Source organism: Lutibacter sp. (assembly GCF_041596795.1).
Lineage (GTDB): Bacteria > Bacteroidota > Bacteroidia > Flavobacteriales > Flavobacteriaceae > Lutibacter.
In genome coordinates this window covers 1-24,465 of record NZ_JBFHHX010000041.1, presented here as the reverse complement: position 1 = coordinate 24,465, position 24,465 = coordinate 1, and the positions used below count along the sequence as shown (strand labels likewise).

At 28.0% G+C, this 24,465-nt stretch carries 22 protein-coding genes; 13 read left to right on the top strand and 9 right to left on the bottom strand.

Annotated features, from left to right (window positions below; genetic code table 11):
* Positions 1-17 precede the first annotated feature (17 nt).
* From ABY298_RS06975 to ABY298_RS06945, 7 genes are all read right to left on the bottom strand, one after another.
* Complete coding sequence (locus tag ABY298_RS06975) at positions 18-638, bottom strand: hypothetical protein (RefSeq protein ID WP_372745294.1); 621 nt, start codon at positions 636-638, stop codon at positions 18-20.
* A 275-nt stretch (positions 639-913) separates the two neighbouring features.
* Positions 914-3,481 carry a DEAD/DEAH box helicase family protein gene (locus ABY298_RS06970; protein WP_372745293.1) on the bottom strand — a complete coding sequence of 856 codons (2,568 nt, stop codon included), beginning with the start codon at positions 3,479-3,481 and terminating at the stop codon, positions 914-916.
* 2 nt (positions 3,482-3,483) lie between these two features.
* On the bottom strand, positions 3,484-5,502 hold the full coding sequence (locus ABY298_RS06965) for a DNA methyltransferase (protein WP_372745292.1): 2,019 nt from the start codon (positions 5,500-5,502) through the stop codon (positions 3,484-3,486).
* A complete protein-coding gene (locus ABY298_RS06960) occupies positions 5,503-5,700 on the bottom strand; it encodes a helix-turn-helix domain-containing protein (RefSeq protein ID WP_372745291.1) in 198 nt (65 codons plus the stop codon). It lies immediately after the preceding gene.
* Between the two features lie 433 nt (positions 5,701-6,133).
* Entirely contained in the window at positions 6,134-6,400 is a 267-nt protein-coding gene (locus ABY298_RS06955) for a hypothetical protein (protein ID WP_372745290.1), read from the bottom strand.
* Positions 6,387-6,926, bottom strand: a complete 540-nt coding sequence (locus ABY298_RS06950) for a hypothetical protein (protein ID WP_372745289.1) — start codon at positions 6,924-6,926, stop codon at positions 6,387-6,389. Before ABY298_RS06950 ends, ABY298_RS06955 begins: the two co-directional genes overlap by 14 nt.
* Before the next feature lie 169 nt (positions 6,927-7,095).
* Positions 7,096-7,524, bottom strand: coding sequence for a hypothetical protein (locus ABY298_RS06945; RefSeq protein ID WP_372745288.1), 429 nt, complete (start codon positions 7,522-7,524; stop codon positions 7,096-7,098).
* A gap of 319 nt (positions 7,525-7,843) precedes the next feature.
* Here ABY298_RS06945 and ABY298_RS06940 point away from each other — a divergent pair, with 319 nt between their 5' ends.
* From ABY298_RS06940 to ABY298_RS06880, 13 genes are all read left to right on the top strand, one after another.
* Positions 7,844-9,061 (top strand): tyrosine-type recombinase/integrase, encoded by a 1,218-nt coding sequence (locus tag ABY298_RS06940; protein WP_372745287.1) that lies wholly within the window; start codon positions 7,844-7,846, stop codon positions 9,059-9,061.
* Positions 9,062-9,065: 4 nt separating this feature from the next.
* Positions 9,066-11,180, top strand: coding sequence for a hypothetical protein (locus ABY298_RS06935; protein ID WP_372745286.1), 2,115 nt, complete (start codon positions 9,066-9,068; stop codon positions 11,178-11,180).
* A 193-nt stretch (positions 11,181-11,373) separates the two neighbouring features.
* Positions 11,374-11,661 (top strand): helix-turn-helix domain-containing protein, encoded by a 288-nt coding sequence (locus tag ABY298_RS06930; RefSeq protein WP_372745285.1) that lies wholly within the window; start codon positions 11,374-11,376, stop codon positions 11,659-11,661.
* A gap of 216 nt (positions 11,662-11,877) precedes the next feature.
* Positions 11,878-12,558, top strand: a complete 681-nt coding sequence (locus tag ABY298_RS06925; RefSeq protein ID WP_372745284.1) for a hypothetical protein — start codon at positions 11,878-11,880, stop codon at positions 12,556-12,558.
* Positions 12,559-12,621: 63 nt separating this feature from the next.
* Positions 12,622-12,888: a DNA-binding protein gene (locus tag ABY298_RS06920; protein WP_372745283.1), complete on the top strand. Its 267-nt coding sequence runs from the start codon at positions 12,622-12,624 to the stop codon at positions 12,886-12,888.
* Positions 12,889-13,137: 249 nt separating this feature from the next.
* Entirely contained in the window at positions 13,138-16,752 is a 3,615-nt protein-coding gene (locus ABY298_RS06915) for an Eco57I restriction-modification methylase domain-containing protein (protein WP_372745282.1), read from the top strand.
* 3 nt (positions 16,753-16,755) lie between these two features.
* The gene (locus tag ABY298_RS06910; protein WP_372745281.1) at positions 16,756-17,736 is read left to right on the top strand and encodes a DUF3644 domain-containing protein; all 981 of its coding nucleotides are present in this window, start codon (positions 16,756-16,758) and stop codon (positions 17,734-17,736) included.
* 75 nt (positions 17,737-17,811) lie between these two features.
* Positions 17,812-18,459 carry a hypothetical protein gene (locus tag ABY298_RS06905; protein ID WP_372745280.1) on the top strand — a complete coding sequence of 216 codons (648 nt, stop codon included), beginning with the start codon at positions 17,812-17,814 and terminating at the stop codon, positions 18,457-18,459.
* Between the two features lie 50 nt (positions 18,460-18,509).
* Positions 18,510-19,223, top strand: coding sequence for a hypothetical protein (locus ABY298_RS06900; protein WP_372745279.1), 714 nt, complete (start codon positions 18,510-18,512; stop codon positions 19,221-19,223).
* Between the two features lie 140 nt (positions 19,224-19,363).
* Entirely contained in the window at positions 19,364-19,873 is a 510-nt protein-coding gene (locus tag ABY298_RS06895) for a HigA family addiction module antitoxin (RefSeq protein ID WP_372745278.1), read from the top strand.
* A 5-nt stretch (positions 19,874-19,878) separates the two neighbouring features.
* On the top strand, positions 19,879-20,520 hold the full coding sequence (locus ABY298_RS06890) for a nucleotidyl transferase AbiEii/AbiGii toxin family protein (protein WP_372745277.1): 642 nt from the start codon (positions 19,879-19,881) through the stop codon (positions 20,518-20,520).
* A gap of 924 nt (positions 20,521-21,444) precedes the next feature.
* Positions 21,445-21,882: a hypothetical protein gene (locus ABY298_RS06885; RefSeq protein WP_372745276.1), complete on the top strand. Its 438-nt coding sequence runs from the start codon at positions 21,445-21,447 to the stop codon at positions 21,880-21,882.
* Between the two features lie 248 nt (positions 21,883-22,130).
* Positions 22,131-22,514, top strand: a complete 384-nt coding sequence (locus ABY298_RS06880) for an HU family DNA-binding protein (protein ID WP_372745275.1) — start codon at positions 22,131-22,133, stop codon at positions 22,512-22,514.
* A gap of 471 nt (positions 22,515-22,985) precedes the next feature.
* Here the strand turns inward: ABY298_RS06880 and ABY298_RS06875 are convergent, their stop codons facing one another.
* Positions 22,986-23,639 carry a hypothetical protein gene (locus ABY298_RS06875; protein ID WP_372745274.1) on the bottom strand — a complete coding sequence of 218 codons (654 nt, stop codon included), beginning with the start codon at positions 23,637-23,639 and terminating at the stop codon, positions 22,986-22,988.
* A 146-nt stretch (positions 23,640-23,785) separates the two neighbouring features.
* On the bottom strand, positions 23,786-24,424 hold the full coding sequence (locus tag ABY298_RS06870; RefSeq protein WP_372745273.1) for an elongation factor Tu: 639 nt from the start codon (positions 24,422-24,424) through the stop codon (positions 23,786-23,788).
* Positions 24,425-24,465 lie beyond the last annotated feature (41 nt).

Below are 24,465 nucleotides of genomic sequence, written 5' to 3'. Positions count from 1 at the left end.
ACACGGTGTTGTAAGCTTTACTTTATTTCAACAGTCAATTTAGTCAATTCATCTTTGTCAATGATTCCGTTTAAATTTTCGTCAATCAAAATTGCTAGATAAAAAGCAGATAATTCAATTTCTTTCATTGGAATATCTTTATTATCGAAATACAAACGTTTAATTTCAAATTCTAATTTCCGATATTCTTTTTCTGTTCCTAATAAGTTTAATCTTTTGCTATCAGTATTTTCGTAATTCAAGTAATGATGTCCACTATTATTAAAAATCAAACTTTCATATTTTCCACTAGAGTCAGGTGCCATTCCAGAACCAAGTTCAAAACAAGGTAAATCTTGAGTTTTCATTCCTACTTTAATTTTTTCCAAATCGTTTAATTCGAGAAAAGCTCCAATTTGGGTAGCGTAGTATTTTTCAGTTTCAGAATTGTATTTTTTATTATAAAATCTTAATGAAAATTCATCTTTATTTATTGCAATGGATTTTGTTCCATTCGGAATGATTTTTTCGTTCCCGTTTTGATAAAGAATTATTTCAGAGCTTTTAGATTCGACAGTTGTGTTTTTCAAACTTCTACACGATTGAGTCAAGACTAAAATTCCAATAATTAAAACGTAAAGTTTATTTGTGTTACTCATTTTCTGGTATTGCTTACAACGTGTTTGTATATGGTTTGTTGCGTGGTTAAGCACGTAATTTAGCAAATAAAAACCGAATAGAAAATCCGCGAGGATTTTCGTAAGTAGGCTAGAACTAGCAATAAATTATATACGGTGTTGTAAGTAGTGCTTTTTTCATTCAGCTTGTTTTTCCGATGTTTGTTATTTAGTTCAAATGTGTGCGTTGGCAAGACATACTCTTTTGCAATTTTCGGCTTGTGTGTTGGCTGTAGCGAATTGCAAATGTGTATGGCTTATGCGTTGGCATTGTTCAGAGTGTTTTCCAATGTTTCCTTAAATTCATTTTCGTTTTCGTTATTGTAAAAAGGAACTCCAGTTATTAAATAATTATCAGAATCGATTTCAATGGTTTTTTTGTCCTCTCTAATTTCTTTTAAAAAGTCCTCTTTCCATTTATCGTGTGCTTTCAAATGATTTCCTTTCGGTTCAATGAAAACTTGATAAGTCAATTCTTTTCCAGCTTTTTGTTTGCAGAATAGCACGAAATCTGGTTCAAATGCTCTACCTAATTTATCAATGATTTTAATTTCTCTTTCATTTCTGATTAAGTAAATATTTTCAAAATTATTTTCCAATTGCTCAAATCTTCTTGCAAACATTTTCACAAATTCTTTTTCTTCACTTGTTCCGTAATTGGCGTTATAAACATACCATTCTGGTTCGCTTACTACGTCAAATTGTCCATCAGCTCTTTCGCTGTCTTTGTAAACTTTAATTTCCTTGTCTTTAAAGACTTCGTGAACATTTTTGTTGATGTATTCAGAGCCTTCATATTCTGTTAAGTTCGATTTTATTTCAGATTCGATGGTTTGCAATAACTTTTGAACTGCTAACAAATAGTCGAAATTAGAAATTTCGTCAAGTCTTGTTTTTGTTCCTCTTAATGTTATCTCTAAACCTCCTAAATATTCTTTACTGTCAATAAAATTTGATAAGGATTTTGTATTTGGGAAATACCTTTCTAAATTTTCAAAATAATAAAAGGGATTTTGAGTTAATGCGTAGCGAATAATATGCTTTGAAATATCAGAAATTTTTACGTCTCGTTCTTTAATTACTTCGTCATTAGATTTAGGGTTTTCCATTTCAAAGAATACACTACTTTTTTTACCCATTCCAGAAGATAGCGTAAAACTTATATTCCTTTTTGAAACGCCTAAATCCGAAAACGATTTTACATTATCGTAGCTTTTCTCAATTTTCTTATTAAAAATAACTTTTCCAGTTTTATAGAAATCAGTCTTCTTGAATTCTGGCTTTAGAAATAAATTAAGTTGTATTGATTTATCTTCATCTTCATAAATCCCAGATTCTACCAAGGCTTTTTTCAATTCTGAAATGTAACGATTGTCCTCTTTTGTATGGTAATAAAGTTCTTCTAAAACTTTTAAATCGTTAGATAAATCTTCATCATATTTACGTTTGTAAAGGTCTTGTCCTTCTTCTAATTTAAACGGAAAATATCTTGCTCCTCTACCAATTAATTGGGCTTCTGAAAGAGTTGTTTTTCCGATTGTTGTATTAGTTCCACCTGTATTTTGACCTTCGTATAATCTTACAATGTCAAATAAGTTTAAAACGTCCCAACCTTCATTTAATTTTTGAACTGCAAAAACTGCTCTAATTGGGTTGTTTTCATCTTCCAGAGTGTTTAGTTTTATTTGGTTTAGTTCAGCTTCTTTATCATTATTTGCACTTATGCAATTTTCTTCTTTGAAGTTTGACTTGATTCGTTTTGCGATGTCATTACTTGACAAATTGATTTTCGCAAAAAAGTCAAATGCTTTTTGAACAATACTAATGGTCGAAGTTTTTCTAATGTTTTCTACCATTTTAGCAGAAAAATCATCAATAAGTTTGTGGAAGTTTTCTTTATTTTCTTCTGATTCCTTAATCGTTCTTTTTGCCTTAAAAAGAATAACAGGCTTTAAGTTAATATTGTTTGAAGTTGCTAATTCCTGACGATATAAATTTAAAATTAAGGCTTGGATAATGCGTTCTTGTTCATCATATAACGACCTTATTAAATTGATTTCTTTAGAAAATTTATCAATTCTAAATTGTGCTAAATCATATTTTTGAATAACTTTATCTTGATACTTTTCTACGATTGATTGTGTGTCATAATCTAATGTGGCAGTAAATTCTAACAAAATATTATCATAATTCTGTTTTAATATTTCCTCAACTGTTCCTTCCCAACTTCCAAATAAATTTCCGCTTTTTGTGCCAGAACTTAAATGATGAGCTTCGTCAGCAATTAAAGCAATTTTTTTGTCTTTAAAATCTTCATAAGTAACACTATTTTCCTTTGTGTTATTTAAGTCAATATGTAATTGTTGTATGGTTGTAAAATTGATATTTATGTTTTCATTATCAGCTTCCTCAAAATTGTCAACGTCTTTTATTAAAATTTCCTTATTGTCTATTACTATTTTCTCACTAAATAAGTATTTTGATGCTTGAGGATTTAAAAAGTTGTCTTTTGTTTTTGTAATAATATTGTTGCTATTCACAAAAAACAAAAAATTCCGATAGCCTTTTTCATAAAGATATAGCATTAAACCAGCCATAACTAACGTTTTTCCGCTACCAGTTGCCATATTGTAGAGTAGGTGAAAAGGCTTATTTGGTTTTGCATCAAAATCTTCGTTGTAACAAAGCATAAAGCGCTTAAAAGATTCTTCTTGATAAGGTCTTATATCGTATTTGATATTATCCGTAATGTAATTTGGTACTTCTGTTCTTGCAACTTCTCTTTTACCAAATTCTTTGATTAATGTATCATATAAATATGCCATAATTAATCTTTTTTAAGTTGGTAAAAATCTGCTGTAACTTTCTTTTCGGCTGTTGAACAATCGAAATCTTTATCATTAATTGATGAGAGGTTTACATATAATTGGTTTTTATCTAACAGTTCTATTAAATGCTGTTTTTGTTGAGCCAGTTCCAATTTTTTAAATTCCTCAATATGTTCATCTTGTTTTTGAATATCTACATTATAATCCAGGAATGATTTAGCTTTCATTTGTTCCCAAATTTTTAATAAACCTTTACTATCTTTGACTTCTTCAATTTGGTCTATAAATGTTTGATTGTATTTTTTTAATTCTAAATATGTGAAGGAACCACCTCCTTGCCAATTTATTGCTTTAGAAATACCAGAAGTATCAGACTTAATTACGTTTTGCAATCTAATTACGCTATCATTTTTACCATAATTTAATTGCTCAATTCCAATATATTGCCTGTTCATTTTATGAGCTACTGCTGTTGTTGTGCCAGAACCTAAATGGTAGTCTAATACAATATCATTTTCATTCGTAGTAAGTTCGATTATTTGTTTTAATAATTTTTCTGGTTTTTTCCCATTTTTTAATTTTACACCGCCTTCTCGAGCAATACCTGCCCAAGATATATGATTCCAAAAATCTGTTAGTAACTCCGTAATTTCAGGTTTACCATCAATTTTTCTCATTTTCTTTGAATAAAATGCTAATGCTCCACCTTTGTATAAATACATTGGTTTTCCATTTTCTTTGATGTATTCAATTATTTCGTTTGAGTCTTTTGATTTTTTCATCAAATTGCTAACAGTAGTCGTTGGTTTATGAGGGTCTCGAATACTAACAACATTTTCAGCATTTGTATATGCAAATTCTTGTAATAAAACAGGATAGACCTTTTTCCACATTTTACCCATTTTATCCTTGGCTTCTTTTTCGTTTATAAATCCAGCACTTTCAATTACTTTTTCTCGAATCGGATAAAATTTCCAATCGGAAAGTTTACTTGCTTTTTCAAGATATAAATTATAGTTTTTATTGTAACCAACTGGAACATAGCCTTTTTTAAATTTATAGCTTCCCTTATTCTTTGTGTAGAACCAAATATATTCAGTAACATCTATTGGTCCTGGATTAACTGTTTTAAAGCCTGCTGGTGATGCCGTTTTTATGGAAATTAATTGCACTTTATTGTTTTTCCCAAATACGTCATCCATTAATACATTCATATAGCCAACTTGGTGATGGTCAATATGAATATAAATACAACCTTCTTCAGACAGCAAATGTTTAGCAACTTCTAATCTATTTTTCATAAAAGTTAACCAGGTTGAATGATTGAAGTTATCATTATAACCAAAACTATCACTTCCAGTATTATATGGTGGGTCGATATATATTAGTTTAACTTTTCCAGCAAATTCTTTTTTTAGAGAGTGTAAAGCTAAAAGATTATTCCCCTTAATTATTAGGTTATCTGTAATGGTATCTTCTGGTAATTCTCGTTTTTTATTAAGTTCAGCATCTCTCGTAAAACCTTTAAATTCGTGTTCTCCGTTTTTGTCGTAGGTTTTGGCATTAGTCAAAACTTTAGGTTCTAAAAGTTGGGTAATTTCGTCTTGTGCTAATGTTTCATTGAAGAATATTTCTTCTCGTTTATCTTCTTCACGACTTTGTCCACCTTCTAAAACACAATCTTTAAATGGCCAAACTAACGCAACTTCGTTGCGTTGTTTTAGGTATTTACCATCAATGGTTAATCCAACTTTGTTTTTGTATTGGGTGTAGCTATCGTTTAGATAGTTTTTCTGTTCCAGAAACTGTACAAATAAATTTTGATTAAAAACTAATGTTCCTTTAATATCAATAAAGAACTTTTCTTTTAGTTCTTTATCTTCCAATAACAAAGCAATTAAGTCGGTATCATAATTTTGTGCTTTATTCATTACAACCCATTTCTTTAATTCTCCGTTGTCGGAAACAAAGTTGATTTCTTTTTTAAGTTGTTTTTCTAACGTTTCGTATAGTTTCATTTATCGGTCGTTTCTTTCAATTAATAATTCGCTGACTTGTACATTTAGTATTTCGGCTATTTTGTATAAGTCTTCCAAACTTGGTTGTCTTTTGTTTCTTGCATATTCGTTAATCGTTGTATAACTTTTATCGGTTTGGTCTGCAAGCCAAGTTTGTGATATTCCTTTGTTTTTTAGAACTTCTTTTATTCGGTTCATTTGTAACCTTTTTGGTTATTCAGTCGCAATGTAAGAATTAATCGCTGAAATGTAGTGAAAAAGTTCATTGTATTCTCGTGAGTGAGCGTTGGCAAGAAACAGCTCTTTTATTTTTTTTGAGCGTTGGATTTTCGCATTGGCAAAAAAATAAATGTGCTGTTTGTGCGGTTGGCTTTTTTAGTTCAAATGTTCAATTTTAGCGCGATTTCCGCATTACTTACAACGAGTTAGTATAAGATTATTTGCGTTGGTTAAGAACGCACTTTAACAATTACATACCTATTCTGAAACAGTTTTCGTAAATAGGAACGTAACAAGCAATTAATTTTATACATTGTTGTAGCTAGTTTAATTATGTTAAATCAAGATTCTATTAAAGGTATTAAAGATGGTAAATTTGTTTGGTCTAATAAAGATAAGACTAAAGTTAAATTTATTTCAACTGATTCAAAATGGAAACAAGCTGGTCGCCTGTTAGGGATTCGCTTAATTTGCTTTTAATTTCTTCTTTCTTTTCTTTAATCGCATTTTGATATTTTTCTAATTGTTCTTTGTTTAATGTAGATATTAAAGTGTCTATTTTAATATTTAAAGCAATAATAATAGGGTTAAATTGGTCCTCAATTTCGTTAACGATATTCATAGCAAGTATTTTTAATTGTTGTAAATATTTTAATATTTTTAATTCAGTACGATGCATTTTTTAAAGAATCTATTTGCTTTTCTAAAGAAGTTATTTCTGAACGCATTTGTTGGATATCAGTTTGAAAGTCTTTGGAAATCAGCCTATCTCGCTCTACCATTTCATTTAATTTGTTTATATATTGTTCTGCGCTATCTGGTTGCACCGCCGTTGTTATGGCTGCTGTTAGAAGTCCTATAACCCCTCCTAGACACACAAATATTAGGTTGTGTTTAAATTGCTTCTCTAAGTTTTCTTTTGTTAAGTCTTTTACGGTTCTTTCTAAATCCCTATCAAGTCGCATATTGTTAAGATAGTTTTCAATTCCACCATCTTGTATAGCTAATATCCCCTTTTCGTCAAGTTCATATTGAGAATTAGACTTTGCTCTTATTAAATTCAAAGCCTTACATAGTTCCTTTGATTTTTCTCTTAACTTATCTTTTTGGCTAGTTCCGTAACTATGTATAGGTACGTTATTATCTTTGAATATCTTGGTTAGTAATTCATCAATATCTATAATTAATTCTTTATTTAATTCCATTTCTCTCTCATACTCTTGTTGTTTAAATTAGCTACAACGTGTTTGTATATGGTTTGTTGCGTGGTTTAGCAACTAAGTTAACAAATATAAACCGAATAGAAAATCCTCGCGGATTTTCGTAAGTAGGTGAAAACTAGCAATAAATTATATACGGTGTTACCACACGTTTTTATTGATTTTTAAATATTATATCGAACATAACTTTTATAAAAGCAACAATGATTGAACCACTTATAAATATTATAAATTTCCAAGCTAGATTAGATATTTTGGATTTAATTATTTTTTCCACAATAATTTTCAATCTAGGTAGATTATACCACGAATTAAAATATCCTAAACAATCATAAACAAATTGACGTTTACTTATGTCAGTAATAGATTTAGCCCATTTTTCAAGTCCGACAACACTCGCTTTACGTCCTTCAGTCGTTAATGAGTATTTATTTTGTCCTATTTTTTCCGCTAATCCGCACGCAATTAGTTTGTCCATAGATTCCTTTTGCTTTTCATACCAAGGTCTTTCTTCTGGAAAACTAGCTTTAGTAAAAGAAAAGTCAGTTTTTTTTAATTGGTCAAATAATTCTATTACAGTCATTTGTCAAATGTGTGGTAACGTGTTTTTATATGATTTGTGCGACTGGAAAATCGGAGATTTTTCGGTTGTAGCAAATCGTTTGTTGAATGTTTGTCGTTTGTACTAGTTCAAATTTAAGCATAAATTATATGAGGTGTTGTATTGTAACTTCCTTTAATTTCTTTCATTTGCATCTAAACCCTTGTAAACATTGACTTTGTTATTTTTAAAAATGTAAAATAATGTAAAATAAAGTAGTTAAATATGCTATTTGTTGTACCAAATGTTGTACCTTAGTACTTGGATGCACTAAGCTGCACACACTGAAAAACAACATATTATGGCTTCTGTTAAAATCACATTAAGACAAAATAAAATCGATAAAGCTGGATTAGCTCCATTATATCTTAGAGTTATCAAAGACCGCAAAACTAAATTTATTTCTATTGGTTTAAAACTAGACCCAAATGAATGGGATGAAGGTAAGCAAAAAGTTAAGAAAAACCATAAAAATTCTGCACGATTAAACGCATTCATTTCTCAAAAAATTGCAGATGCAGAAGGTGAGGTTGCTGACTTAGAAAGAAAAAATACACCTACTTCCGCTAAAAGATTAAAAGAAGCTATTAAAGGAAAACCTTCAATAAACTTTTTTGATTACGCCTATGATATGTGTGAAAAGCGCAAAGGTTCTATTTCACATTCGACCTATAACAATTATAAAGGTGTTGTTGAGAAGTTAGAGAAATTCGTTAAAACTCGAGATTTGAGTTTTGAAGATATTTCAGTAACTTTACTTAAAAATTTTGCTAGTTATTGCAGTAATACGCTAAACAATAATAATACAACAATAAACCATACATTAAATATTCTAAGTATCATTTTTAGAGATGCTCAAAAAGAAGATGTTATTCCTAATTCTTTATTCCCTTTTGATAAGGTGAGGATTAAAAAAGCATCGAGCACAAAAAGATTTCTTACTGAAGAACAGTTAAAAAGTTTTATTGATTATAAAGCGTCTGACACAGGCAAAGCACAAATAATTCAAGATATGTTTATTTTTTCCGTATATGCTGGTGGTTTGCGTTTTAGTGATGTTATTGAATTGCAATGGAAACATTACGAGGAAGATGATAATAGAATTACTAAAGTTATTCGTAAATCTAAAAGACAGCATAGTTTTAAAATTGGTGTTGTTGCAGCAGAAATTTTAAAAAAGTATAAAAATGAAGATTCCAAACCAGATGATGTAATTTTTCCTTTTGCAGATATTGACGAGTTGTATTTTAAAAGTGCTGAACACAGGGATACAATCGTTAAACGAGCAACAAATTTAAGTTACTGTCATTTGCCACTTATAGGTAAAAAAATAAAGTTACCGTTTACATTGTCATTTCACGTAAGCAGACACACATTTGCGACAAGAGCTTTAAATAAAGGAATGAGAATTGAACACGTATCTAAATTAATGGATCATAGCGATATTGGAATAACACAAGTATATGCGAAAATTATTAGTAGTGAATTAGACAACGCAGTAGATATGTATATAAATTAAAAAAATGCTAAATAAATCAATTGAAGGTACTTTTAAAGAGTATGTTGAAGCTTTATATATTGAAGCTATTCAAACCGCTGAAAAAGATTATGAATTAATTGTTGAGGAATCTAAAAACCTTGTAAACTATGAAAAACTTGTACTTTATGACAAAGAAAATGAAAGAGTAAAAAAGCTAATAGAAAATGATTTACATCCTTATTATATAATGTATTGTAATTCAAAAGATATTTTGCTAGAACAATTTTCTAGTCGTTATTATTTATTAAAAAATAATCAACCAAATGAATTTGTGCAATCTGTATATTTAGGTAAGTATAGTAGTTTATTAAATGATAAAATTGACAAGTTTTTAAAAAAAATACCTAAGTTCTCATATAGCCAATTCATAAAAGGAGAAGAATGTGTGTATTTTAAAACATTTGATAATTATTATAATATTGAAAGAGATGATTATACTAAAATATTGGATTGGCAATTAACTAATTTAATTAGAATAACTTCATACGAAGTTTTATTAATAGTTAAAAAATATCAAGAGTATTGTAAAACTATTAAAAACCCTTTAGAGTTTATAAATCAACAATATAATATTATAGAAGAAGAGCTTGTAGAATCTATTAAAACAAAAGAGCAACTTTATAGTGTTTTATATAAACTATTTGTATTTAATGGCTTTGATATTGATAGCTATAATATTGATTTACTTCTAAAAAATTATGATGTTTTACATAGTGATAGAATAGAGTTTAAAAGAGTATCTCCTAATTCTATAAGCTTGATATTACATAGTCTTTCAAACAAGAGTCAGAGCTTAATTAGTGATGAATTTACAATTTACTATACACTTATAGGTTTATCAAATTGGTTTAAAGACATTATTAATGGTGCTGAAATCCAAGAGCTATACAAATACCCAAATTATGAAATTATATTAAAGGAAACTTTGGAAGAAGCCCAGAAAGAGGTTGATTTAGAGGTTGATAAACTTTATGAATATATCACGAAACCAAATCTTGATAAAAATACAATTAGAGAGTATTTAGTAAATAAATTCCAAATTCAAATTTGCAATTTTAACAATGTAAAATCTAAAGACTATTTCTATTTGTTGGCTGAAGATGATAAATCAGCTTTACTTTCTAAATTTAAAATAAATTCTGTATTTAATAATGAATTAAAAAAACAACGTAATAAAATAAAAGAAGTTTATAAAATTGAAAATGTTTGTTGGGAAATTTATGGTGCATATACTGTCTATTTTGATACTAAAAATATGTGTTCAAATGAAGTTAAAGCTTCTCATATTGCCATAATGTCATTAATAAATAAAATGATATTAGAAAAAGACACGTTTAATGATATTCAAAATACAATATATGATTTTCAAAAAAATATAAGTAGTTATTCTCTTCCGCTGGACGTACATTTTTTTAATCACAGAAACAAATTTGTAAAAATATATGAAAAGTGTATTTCTCGCCTAGAGAAAGTGTTAAACGATGCTGAACCAACAAATAAAGTATTATACATTCAAAGTAAATTAAAAGAACTAAAACAAAAGGAATTAAAGTTTAAAATTCAGTCTTTAAAATATATTCAAAATTCTACTGAAAGAGAAGATATATACCCTAATTTATTCAAAGAATTTTTGTCAATAGAAGCCGAATTTATAGCAAGCACAAGCGGCATAAGTACGCTACAATTATTGCCTAATATTCAAAAACCAAATCTTATTGAAAATACAAATAGGTATCAATCCTTCAAATATTTATCTTTTGCCAAAAACCCAGATGCAATTACCAATTTAAGAGATTCCCTAATAAAGAATAATTTTATTGATAAAAACACCAAACTAACGGATTTCAAAAAGATTTTTGCAGGAGGTGAAATTAACAACAAAATTATTTGGAAAGGTAACATTAGTGAGCTCTCATTTTTCATCAAGAATTTAATAATGGATAAAAATAGCATTCAAGACCTAAAACTAAAACATTGGAAAGTTACTATAAATTGTTTTCTAATGGATGATGAAAGGGAAATTACTATCGCAAATTTGAGAGGTGCAAAACTACCTGCACGTCTTAATTTAATCGAAAATGCACTGAAAAACTTGTAATTGCACTCTACACCTTATTTTTTTTAAATAAATTTTTCAATCATCTAAAAAATGCCAGGCTTATCAGCTTGGCTTTTTTTATACACTCTACACTCTACACTACACTCTAACCCCTTGAAATGTAGAGCTTTTAGGTAGGTTTTCCATATAGTTTTGTTAACTCAAAATGAATATTAATTTAAAAAAAGAGCAAATGAATGCAGTTATTTTAAAACAAGAAGAGTACAATGAGCTAATCAATTCAATTAAAGAAATCAAATCAAAAATATTAGAAAAACCCAAAAGTATTTCTGATGAATTTATTGAAAACGAAGGTTTTTTAGAGTTAATGAAAATTAGCAGAAGAACCGCACAAACTTGGAGAGATGAAGGAATTATTTCATTTTCTCAACAAGGTAAAAAAATATACTATCGCAATAGTGATATTAAAAAGTTTCTAGATGCAAATTACAACAAAGCATTTAATTCAAAACGTAGATAAATGGGTTATGACACGTTGCATTTTTATCATCAATTAAAAAATATACCTATGGATTTTCTAGAACAAAAAAACAAACCAATAAATTGGCTGAATTTAACTTGGCAGCCTGCTATAAATAAGCAGGGTTATATTAATTATTGCACATTTATTGGGAATTTAAAATTGCTATTGAAGGGCAATAAAATCTATATTAAAAACTCATTACAAAAGTTTTATATGAATAATAATTATCAACCATTTACATATAGTCAGGTGGTTGAAGCCTTTGAAATATTAAATCAGATTTTACCTTTCAATGTATATGATGCACTTGTAACAAGAATCGCAATTGGTCTATCATTTGAAGAAAATGCAAAAAAAATATATAATGAATGGAATTATTATTTAGGAAAACCTCCAATGCAAATGCAAGATAAAAATAAAATTTATGGAGCAAAATTTCATTTAACAGATTATTATATAAAGGGTTATGATAAAACTTATCAAGTGAAAAGTAAAGACCGTATTAATCTTAATAAACCATATTTTAGGTATGAAATTGAAGGTAAAACAAAGTTTTTTAATAGTAAAACTAATAAAATAAACATTAATACAGTGGCAGATTTAGTCAATGAAGGCAAATACATAAAACTTTGTAATATGTTGGTAGATAGATACAATATGATTGAAAAAACCGCTAAAATAGATTATTCAGAATGCACATTTAAAGAGAAAAAACTAATTGCTTATATGGGGAATCCAAATATTAAGCAAAGTGTAAACAATCAACATTTCGAATCCTTTAAAAAAGATAGAACAACAATTAATAAACTGATAAAAGATAAATGTGACAACAAATATCAAAATATCATTCTAGATAAGATAAATCAGCAAATTCAGTACAGTATAAATAACTAAAGTTTTACAACTTGTAATATAGTGTAAAACAGGGGTAAAAATTAATAATAAAAAAATAGTAAAATGATAGAGGTAAGTAGAGTTCAATTAAGAGAAATAGAAATTAAATTAGATGAAACAATTAAAAGATTAAATAAAATTCAAAAGAATGTATTTAATTCAGAAATAATAGACAATGCAGACTTTATTCAGCTAATGCAAATAAGCAGTAGCACAGCAAAAAACTGGAGAAATAAAGGTATAATTCCCTATTCTCAAATTGAAAATAAAATATATTATAAAATTGAAGACATCCAAATAATGTTAGATATACATTATAGGTCTTTTTAATAATTAACATTAAAAAACCCACCTCAAAAATTGCAAAAAATAGAGGTGGGTAAATTGCTATGAAAAAGATAGGTTACCTATGAAAATAACCTAGACTACAAATATATTATAATTTTGCTATATAGCATTACACTCATTGTATTTATAATCAATAAAAATTAGATAACTAATTTTTGCATACTTGTTAAATCTCAAATAAAAACCTACTTTTAATGTTTAAAAATTGCTAAAGTTTATAGTCTTATTTATATGAAAAAAATAAATGCTAGAAAAGCCCTAAATCCAGCTTTCAGAAAACATAAACCATTACGTAAAGAGGTAACTCATTTTGTTAGTCAACTACAAAACTGCATAAATGCAGTTAAGGTAACTGATGACAATGGAGAAAGCGAAGAACATATTAAATCTCATTTTACCGAATTTTTTAATTCTACATTTTATAAGGCTAATTATATAAATACAAAAGGTAGAATTGATTTAGCAATATATATTGAAAGCACAGTTAAATCGGATGTTGGGGTTATTATTGAAGCTAAAAAACCGAGTAATAAAAGTGAGTTTTTAACTGAAACAAATCTTAATCGTAAAGCATTACAAGAATTATTACTGTATTATTTACAGGAACGAGTAGACAATAAAAACAACAATATTAAACACCTAATTGCTACCAATGGTTATGAGTGGTATTTATTTAAAGCTGAAGATTTTTACAATATTTTCTTCAAAAACAAGCAATTAATAAAAGAATACGAAGCGTTTAGAGATGGTTTAAAAGACACTACTAAAAATGAATTGTTTTATAATGAAATTGCTAAAAAATACATAGAACAAGTTAATGACCAATTACCATTTGTACATCTAGATTTCTCCAAAACAAAGTTTGATAATTTAACCGACGCACACTTAAACACGCTTTACAAAATATTTTCTGATGTTCATTTATTAGGTCACCCATTTGGTAATGACAGCAATCAACTAAACAAAACATTTTATAACGAGCTATTACACATTATTGGTTTAGAAGAAATAAAAGATAAAGGCAAAAAAATAATTAGTCGTAAATCTGAAAAAGATAGAGATTATGCTTCAATATTAGAAAATGCCATTTTTCATTTAGAGGATAGAGATTATTTGCCAAACATTAAAAGTGTTGAAAATTCTTCTGAAAAAGCCTTTAACGTTGGTTTAGAGTTATGCTTAACTTGGGTTAATAGAATCTTATTTTTAAAATTATTAGAATCTCAATTACTTACCTATCATAAAAACGATGCAAAGTATAAGTTTTTAAACTCAACTTTTATAAACGGTTATGATGATTTAAACGACTTATTCTTTTCTGCATTAGCTAAAAAAGAAGCCGAAAGGCATCCAAAATACAAAGACAAGTATAATAACATACCATACCTAAATAGTTCCTTATTTGAACTAAGTTTATTAGAAGCCGAAGCTTTTGAAATATCTGCATTAAGTAACGATGAAAGCCAAATTTATAGTGGTACAGTTTTAAAAGACACAAATGGAAAACCCTTAAAAGGCAAACTTCCAACATTAGATTATTTATTTAAATTTTTAGACGCCTACGATTTTGCTACCGATGGAAATGAAGGTATTGAAGATAGTCTTGAAGCTAAATCATTAATTAACGCATCAGTATTAGGGTTAATATTTGAAAAAATTAACGGTTATAAAGAAGGTTCGTTTTATACACCTGCATACATTACTATGTATATGTGTAAAGAAACCTTACGCAGAGCAGTAATACAAAAGTTTAAAGAACAAGAAAACGACAAAATAGAAACCTTTGAAGATTTACAATCATATTGTAGAGATTATTTTAAAACAGACGATAAAAAACGTTTTAACAATATAATAAATAGCTTACGAATTTGTGATCCAGCAGTGGGTTCTGGTCACTTTTTAGTAAGCGCATTAAACGAATTAATTGTAATTAAAAATGAGTTAAGAATTTTAACAGATGCTAAAGGAATACGTCTTAATTGCGACATAGAAATTGTTAACGATGAACTTTATATCGTTGATGATAATGGTGCTTTATTTGAATATAATCCTAATAATAAGGAAAGTGTTCGAGTACAACATACCTTATTTCACCAAAAACAAACGCTTATTGAAAACTGTTTATTTGGGGTTGATATAAACCCTAATTCAGTGAAAATATGTAGGTTACGTTTATGGATAGAGTTGCTTAAAAACGCCTATTACACAAATGAAAACAGACTGCAAACGCTACCAAATATTGATATTAATATTAAATGTGGTAACTCTTTAATAAGCCGTTTTAGTTTAGATGATGACTTAAAAGATGCTTTTAAAAACAAAAAGAATCCTAAGCTTAAATACACATTTACCGATTATAAAAATGCAGTTGCTGAATATAAAGATACCAATAGTAAAGAGCGTAAGCGTGAAGTTTTAGAAATAATTGACGAAGTAAAAAACAATTTTCAAAGCACCTTAACAAATACAATATTAGATAGCTACAATAAAGCACAATCAAAATTGATTCTTGAACAAGAACGTCAAAATAATTTAACATTGTTTGGTGAAAAAATTACAGCAGCTGATAAACGTGTATTAAAAGAATTGAGAGAAAAAGCTGAAAAAGAATTTGCTATAAAAGAAGAAATTATAAACAATGCCATTTACTACAATGCGTTTGAATGGCGTTTTGAATTTCCTGAGGTTTTAAATGATGAAGGTAAATATATTGGTTTTGATGCGGTTATTGGAAATCCGCCTTATCTTGATATGAGAGAAATTTCTAAGCAAGATGTTGAATATTTAAAAGTAAACTTCAAAACAGCTTCAAGTCGTGTAAATCTATTTTCATTATTTATTGAAAGATTCTACAATATATCTAATGAATTTGCGAAATCAAGTTTTATAGTGCCAAGAAACTTGATTCGCTCAAATGAATATATGTTTGTTAGAGATTTCATATTAAAAAACACTTCAATTAAAGAATTATTAAGTTTTAAACTTGGAGTCTTTGAGGATGTTACAAGTGAGGTTGTTATTTTGATTTTAGATAAAAATAAATGTTCAAATAATGTGATAAAAATATTTAATTTAATTAAATATATTGACAAGAATGTACAGCCAAAATATTTAAAGCAAATTGTTTTTGATGAAAGCATAGGGAAACGTTTTAATATATACTTGACTGAGGAAAAAATTTCTTTATTAAAAAAGATTGAAAATCAATCAATTAAATTGGGAGGTATATCTGAAACACTACAAGGTATAATTGCAGGGGATGAGAAAAAATTCATTTCAAGTGAGAAAAAAAGTGATATTCATAGACCGATATTAAGGGGTAAAAGTATAGATAAGTATTATACACCTACAAATGCTAAAGAGTATATTGAATATGTTGAGGGGACTAAATTTTTAACAAGGAGTAGGAAAAGAGAAAATTTTGAGGTAGATAAAAAGATACTGACTCAACACGTTTCGGGTAAAATAAAGGGGACATTAGACTATTCTCATTTTTACTATATGCAAACTATTAATGGTACTATTGTAAATGATGAAAATTATCAAACAGAATACATATTAGCTTTGTTGAATTCTAATTTAATGGATTTTTACTACGATAATACGTTTAATCTTGGAGCTGAATTTACTACTGCTGTAGCTATACATAATATTGATTTATTACCTATCATAAATTCAGAAAAATCAACACAACAAAAAATTAGTGATTTGACAATAAATATTTTAAAGATTAAAGCATCTAATCCAAAAGCAGAAACTACAGCCTTAGAACAAGAAATAGACCAACTAGTTTATGAGTTGTATGGGTTAACAGAAGAGGAAATTAAAATTGTGGAAAATAGTTAGTGTATGAAAATTAACAAGACCTATCGTAGTTTATTAGATAAATCTATTAATTCTATGCTTAGTGCTATAGAAATATATAACAAACCTAATTTTAGTTATAGAGAGGAAACATTTGCAATATTAGCTGTCAATTCTTGGGAGTTGTTATTCAAAGCTATTTTATTAAAACAAAACAAATATAAATTACGTTCACTTTATAAATTAACATATAAAAAAAAGCAAAACGGTCAAGATTCAAAAGTAAAAACACCAACATTAAATAGAGCAGGTAACCCTAAAACAATTACAATTAACGAAACTATTATTAGGTTAGAAAAAGATAAGTATCCAATTAATGAAATTCTTAAAAAAAGTATTTTTTCTTTAATTGAGCTAAGAGATAATTCAATTCATTTTTACAATGAAAAAGAGATTTCTAAAGAAATGCAGGAATTAGGTTTTGCTTGTATAAAAAATTATATGAATTTTATTAAAAGAAATCATATTGAAATTGATTTATCTAATTATAACTTTTATTTAATGCCATTGGCTTATATAGATTCAAAAATTGATGCAAATGCAATTCTTACAGAAGAAGTGAGTAACTATATGTCATTTGTAAAAAATCAAGTAGCTTCAAGCAGTATTGATGAAAACTATGATATTGCAATATCTATTGATGTTAATTTTAAAAAGTCAAATTCCTTTGATGGATTTTCAATGAAATTTGATAAAAACGGTATTCCAATTACAATGTCCGAAGAAAACATAAGAAATAATTTTCCTTTAGAGTATAAAGACATTACTACAAAAGCAAGATTGAGATATGTAAATTTTAAAATGGGAAAACCTTTTAATACGTTAATGCAATCAATTAAAGGTGATTCAAAATTACACTATAGACGTATGTTAAACCCTAATTCAACATCTAAAAAACCAATGGGTAAATCATTTTATAGTACTAATATCTGGCAGGTACTTGATTCTCAATTTCAAAAAAAATAAAACAAAATACAGTATTTGTAATTTAAAAAAGTTTTTAATAACATTTTATAATTATATTTAATAAAAAATAATCCTATGAAAAAATTGCTATTAATTCTAATGCTTTTACCAACATTTTTAGTTGCTCAATTTAAAATAGATACACTTAAAGCAGAAGGAAGCTTCTCAAAAGTTTATGATGTTCAATTATCTAAAGAACAACTCCATCAAAAATCACTGGAATGGATTGCAATAACATTTAAAGACTCCAATGAAGTAATAAAATTAAATACAGAGGATAAAGTTATATGTAAAGGTTTTTTTAATGTTGATATTATAAGTATGGGTTATAAGTTCAAACATAAAGTTTATAATATAGTTGAGGTTGCATTTAAAGAAAATAAATATAAATTGGACTTTCATTCATTTGTTGTACACGCATCTGTACAAGGTACAAGCTTTGAAACACCTTACAGTCAATACGTATCTTGTTTAAATAAAGAGAGTTATATTAATTATTTAAATCTCTTAATGGTAGATAACCCAACAAATGGTTTAGTTTCAGATAAAAGAGTTAAAAAAATATATACTAAAATATTAAGTAATCCTAAATTAATTGATGAAAATATGGCTAAAGGTGTTGTTTTTGAAAAACAATATACCTCACAAATAAAAAATAATGTAGAAAATTTAGCAGATGATTTAAATAAATATATAATGAAAAAATCCTCTGAAGAATGGTAGTTACAGTTTGAAAATAGAACTATCTTCTAAAAGTCATTTAATTAAATAGAATGCAACTAGTAACAAACTTCAATCCTATAAAAAAACATTTAACACAAATTAAAAGTTGGTTGCTAAAAGAATACTCTATAAATGGTTTTGGTTTTTACAGTAATTGGGATAGTATTTTAAAAGCCTTTGAAAATAAAAATTTAATTGTTTTAACAGATACCAATAAGGCAATTGGCTTTTTAGTATATGAATTTTCCAACTTTATAGTTAAAATTGATATTGCCAATTTAAAATCAGATTACATTAATAAAAGCTACGGTAGAAATTTTATAAATCAATCGTTAGAAAAGTTTAAGTCGGATGGTGCATTGGTTTGTGAATTGTTTTGTGCTCCAGAAAGCTCAGAGCCTATATGGAAAAGTTTAGGATTTGAAAATTTCCCTAGTCATTTTTATTCAAATGAAATAAAAATGTTTAAACCACTTGTGCCAACGTTACAATTATCTAACTTAAATCAAAGTAAAGAAGTAATTGCATTATGGGATTGCGAACCATATAGGACTAAATTAATAAATCCTAAATGGTATTGGAATTTAACCTTCAAAGAAAATTCAAGAGAATTACTAAATCCAATTATACATCCCATTCATTATGATTGGCAATTAAGTTACAAAATAGAACAAGAAACTATCTTTTTAGGTAAAATAAAATACTATAATTTTAATCGTATAGAATTTGGTAATTTTATCATAATTAGAGAATTGATTATATAACCTTTAATATTTCACCTAAAATATTATTTGTAATTTACTGTGCAATAGTTATTTACTTTTGGAATACTTTTTGAAGTAAAAAAGTAAACAATTTTGTTTACTAATAAAAAAACACTAATTTTGCAATATATTTAAAGATTATGTTACCGCAATTAAATAAAATAAAAGGTTTACACCCTGGTATTATATTGAAAAGAGAATTATCTCGTCAAGATATAAGAAGCAGTGAACTTGCTGATGCTATAAATGAGCATAAGCAAACGATTAGTGCAATTCTTAATCAAAGAAGAGGTATAAATCCGAGTATTTCAATTAAACTAGCTAAAAGGTTTAATATAGCTGAAGATTATTTTATGTTGTTACAAGCTAGTTATGATGTTAAAGAAGCCGCTAAACAGGTAATAATTAAACAACCTAATATCAATAATTTTAGAAAAGTAATTTTTTGGGATACTACCATTGATAAAATTGATTGGGATAAAAACAAAAAAGCAGTTATTAAAAGAATTTTAGAAAGAGGTAACGAAACTGAAATAAATGAAATTATTTCATTTTACGGTAAGAAAACTATTTCTAGAGAAATAAAAACAATCAAAAAAAGTTACTTACCTACTTTTGAGCATAATGCTAGAGCGCATAATTTAATATAAATTAAGTGGCATTATATTTAAATACAGTTTCAAATTTATTATGGGATACTCTTAAGCTTTTAATGAGTATTAAAGAATTTGATAAATTTAGAATTGTAGGTGGTACTTCATTAAGTTTGCAATTAGGTCATAGAGAATCAGTCGATATAGATTTATTTACTGATGCTGAATATGGTAGTGTCGATTTTCAAAAACTCGAAAGTATTTTAGAGCAAACATTTACCTATGTAGATACATCTTCTGTAGGTTTAGTAGGTATGGGTAAACCTTATTTTATTGGTAATAATAAAAATGAGCTAGTTAAATTAGATTTATTTTATACAGATCCCTTTGTTTTTCCTTGTGTAACAGAAGACAATGTTAGGTTTTCAAGTATTGAAGAAATAGCAGCAATGAAATTTGAAGTAATTGCACAAGGCGGTAGGAAAAAAGATTTTTGGGATGTACACGAGTTATTAGACAAATTTACGTTGGATGAAATGATAGCATTTTATCAAAAAAGAAATCCATATGGTAGTTCTAAAGCTGAACTATTAGAAAAAATTATTGATTTTTCTGTTGCTGATATTGATTTTGAACCAAATTGCTATAAAGGTAAAATTTGGGAATTTATTAAATTGGATTTTGAAGAATTAGCCCAAATTTGACATTAAATATAGTAATTCAACTCCCCACAAACTAAAACCCAGTATTTTGCAGAAAAAGCAAAAACCCTCTGTCTTTTAGTTTGTTCCGCTATCCACTGCCTAGTAGTTTTTACGTCATAATAGTTGTAGCCAACCAATAATAGCACATTGCTTTGAAAAAAAGCAATAAGCTATTGCCAATCCTCAAAACAACTATTCAGCCATAAAAACTACCCAAAGCTAAGTAACATAATTGGTGTTATAATACTGCCGCACCATCCACGCATCTCCAAAGCTGTAGTTATAACACAATTATGCTAAATAGCCGCTTTTTCCGACGCTCAAATTCAACTAAACTGCAACATTTAGGTATTAAGCAACATCCAATCCACGCTCCCCACCACCCATTTATAGGTTATAAAAAAATAGGTTTATGAAAAATTAGAGTAGGGTATAGCACATTCTATTTTTGTTATCTCAAAAATCAAATACGCTATCCTTATAAATCCTGTTTAAGCAGCAAATAATTTGCTGTTTTATCAAACAACTAAATCATTTACTACCCAAACAAACGCACCACCAACCGCTTTAAATTACGTTTAAACCTATTTTTTTAAGACATATTTCCCCGGATCCATTTCAAAGAATAATACAACACTAAAAAAAATAAAAAAAGACAGCAAAAATAGGGAGCTACCTTCAGCAGCCGCACAAGGCTATAAAGTTCAAGCCTTTCAGGTTTTGAAAAAAATCTCCACCTCATAATAAGTATTTAATTATTGAAGCATCCTATTCAGGTAGTATTTTTTCCAAAAAACTTGACAGCCTTTGCCACGCTCCCAATTCCCTTTGCTTTCTTTTTTTCTCTTTTTTCTTTTTAAATTTTTTGTTTTCAAAATTTATGTATGCGGAACGCAGTGAAGCATAAATTTTAAATGCCTTACTATGTCAAATTTTGAAATCAAGACGCATCAACCCGGAAGAACCTACAACAAACCGCACTTTTTTATACTGAATAAAGGCTTGAATAGTGGTAAACCGATGCGCAAACCTTGCCCGAATTGCTTTGTAATTAAAGCAGCAACCGAAGAACAGATCCAAACACTTTTTTATATGTGTTTATCGCTTAAAATTGGGCGTTATTTCGAATACTATTTAAAAGGAAGTGTTATCCCATTTATAACTATAAATGATTGTTTTAAGGTGCTTAAAAACGCTTATTTCAATCAAAAGAATAATGCGGATGCACTAGAAAAACACATCCAAATTTTAAACCAGATTCAACAACGTGAAGAAAACCTAAAACAAAGTTTGGAAGCTGTAAAAAATTTAAAAGTTGCTTTTATCCAAAGCTATTTTAGGGATAATAGTAAAAGGGGGTAAAAGGCTGTAAACAAGGAGCTAAACCCCAAAAAGAGCGAACAATTTCGTATCTTTGTCGTTATATAATAAAGAGGTTTTAGTTGAGTGTTAAGTGCTTCATAAAATTAAAGAAAATACATTTTAATGTAATGAAATTGAGAATACAAATCCCTCCAATAATTATGAATAAAGATATTTTTTATACAATTAGATTCTGTCTAATTACACAGTAATGCTTCAACGAAGAAGCAGGTAAATTTTTTTAAAATATGGTGAATATTAAACCCCTCGAACGTAGTAATCCGCAGGACATAGCTGCGCCAAAAAAATTCTATGCAAAAGCAATTTCAACAGGTTTAATTGACTTTGAAAGACTTGCTTATTTAGTGTCAAATCAATGTACAGTTCGTGAATCGGATTGTTATGCTGTTTTACGAGCTTTAGAGCACAATATCATTGATGAATTGAAACAAGGTAAGGTTATTCAATTAGGTGGCTTAGGGAATTTTCAAGTAGGTGTCAAATCTAGTGGCGAAACATTAGCAGAAGATGTAAGTGCAAATAGTGTAAAAAAAGCACATATGAATTTTAGACCTGGTGCTAAATTGAGAGATATGTTAGAAATTATGAAATACACATTAATTCCTGCATAGTATTCAAGTTTAAATAAGTTAGTTTCATTTTAAAAAAGCCTTAGCATTACCCAATGTTAGGGCTTTTTTATTATAATAAACCAACAAAACCATTTAATGATCACACCATATTTATACTAATAAAGTCAAAAAAGCATTCGCATATTTCGCTAAAACCATTTAATAAATTTAAAATTTAATATAATCCCATTTTGGAGGGGGGGAAAATTGGGAAAAACGATAAAAATTCGACTGAAATTAAAAAAAAAATTAGAGTACACTCCAGTAAAAGGACTGATTTAAAGGTATTTTGATGAATTGTTTTACTGTTTTAGATGTGTTTTGTAGTATAGATAATCATCTTAAATCGACACTTTTTATAAGTGCCTTATTTGTTGTACTTATGTTGTACCCTTTGTGTTTTGTGTTTGTTAATCCCTTTAAAATAAAGGGATATATGGATTACTAAATTTTATGAGGTGTTGTGTACAGTTATTTTACTCTCTCATAAATCATCTCGGCATTCCCACATACAATTTCGTTCATTGTTCCATTTTCAAGTAATTCTCCTGTATTTGTTATATGTATAAGGTTTTTAGATTTATCGAATCCAATATTCCAGACTTGATTATCAGAATAAATTAATTCACTGGTTGTAGGAAATCTGTAATCAATATTTCCAAGAAGTTTAATATTCTCAGTTTTAATTAATGTTCTTTTTTTTGATTCTTTATTTTCTTCATAGAATTCAATTTTTTTATCTGAAATAATTAATATTTTGTCAAAACTACTTGTTTTGTCGGTTGAACTTATTCCCCAATTCGTACCAGTGCTTTTCCATTTCCAAACTCCTTGCATGTTACTAAAGAGATTATTAATTATAATATTTTTTAATGAGTCAGATTTTTTTAAAGATATCTGTCCAATTTCACTTTCTGGATTTTTCTTGTGGCAGAAATAAAAACTAATATATGCTCTTTCTACATATGATCTTTCAATTTCAGGATAATCAACCTCAATGTTAGACTTACTCAAATTGTCGTTAGCTCTAGTAAAAAACATTTTTTGAACTGAGTCTATTCTTTGAGTTTGTCCATAATTATGAATGGAATTCAAAATAATAATGATTACTAAAATTTTTCTCATAATTGTACACAACGGTTTTGTGTATGATTTCGTTGCGTGTTTAAGCAACTAATTTAGCAAATACAAACCGAATAGAAAATCCGCTAGGATTTTCGTAAGTAGGCGAGTACTAGCAATGAATTATACACGGTGTTACCTGCTGGCTTTTAGATTTTTTCATTTCCAAATTCTCTATTAAAATCTCGGACTCTTTTTTCGGGATATTCGTATTCTGCGTTCATCAGTAAATCTCTCCAGTCAGTTCGAGTCAGTTCAATCATTTTTTCCAGATGATTTATCTCCTTTTTTCCAGCAAATATTAATGCTCGGACAATTCTGTGACTTCTAAATTCTTTATTGGATTTAATCAACTTTTGAATTTTCCTTTTTGCCTCTCCAGAGTTCTTTCCGTAATCAGATTCAAGCTTTTTTTTGATGTCAGCAGGATATAAATTCAGATTCAGTGTTTTTTGGTCAGAGTCCGATTCCAATTTCAAATCAGGATTTATAATTTCAATGATTTTCCCATAGCCAATTGTTCGACTTCCCTCACAAAACTTAAATTCCAAGTTTTCATATAGTCGTTTTGAAAAGTATTCAGTTCCTAAAATTGCTATTTCAGCCTTTATCTTTTCTCCAGGTTTAACAATTTCTTTTCCGATATAAGTTTGATTTCCAGAAGTCAAATATTCAGGATAATTGTCGAATTCAATATGTGGTCTGTAATTCGAACGTGTAGGTGTTTTTCTGCCACCTTGTTCTGATGTCAAAAATTTTAATTCGGCTATGAAGTCAACTTGTTTCACGATGGTTTTGTATTATACTGAAATAGGTTGACCATTTTTTT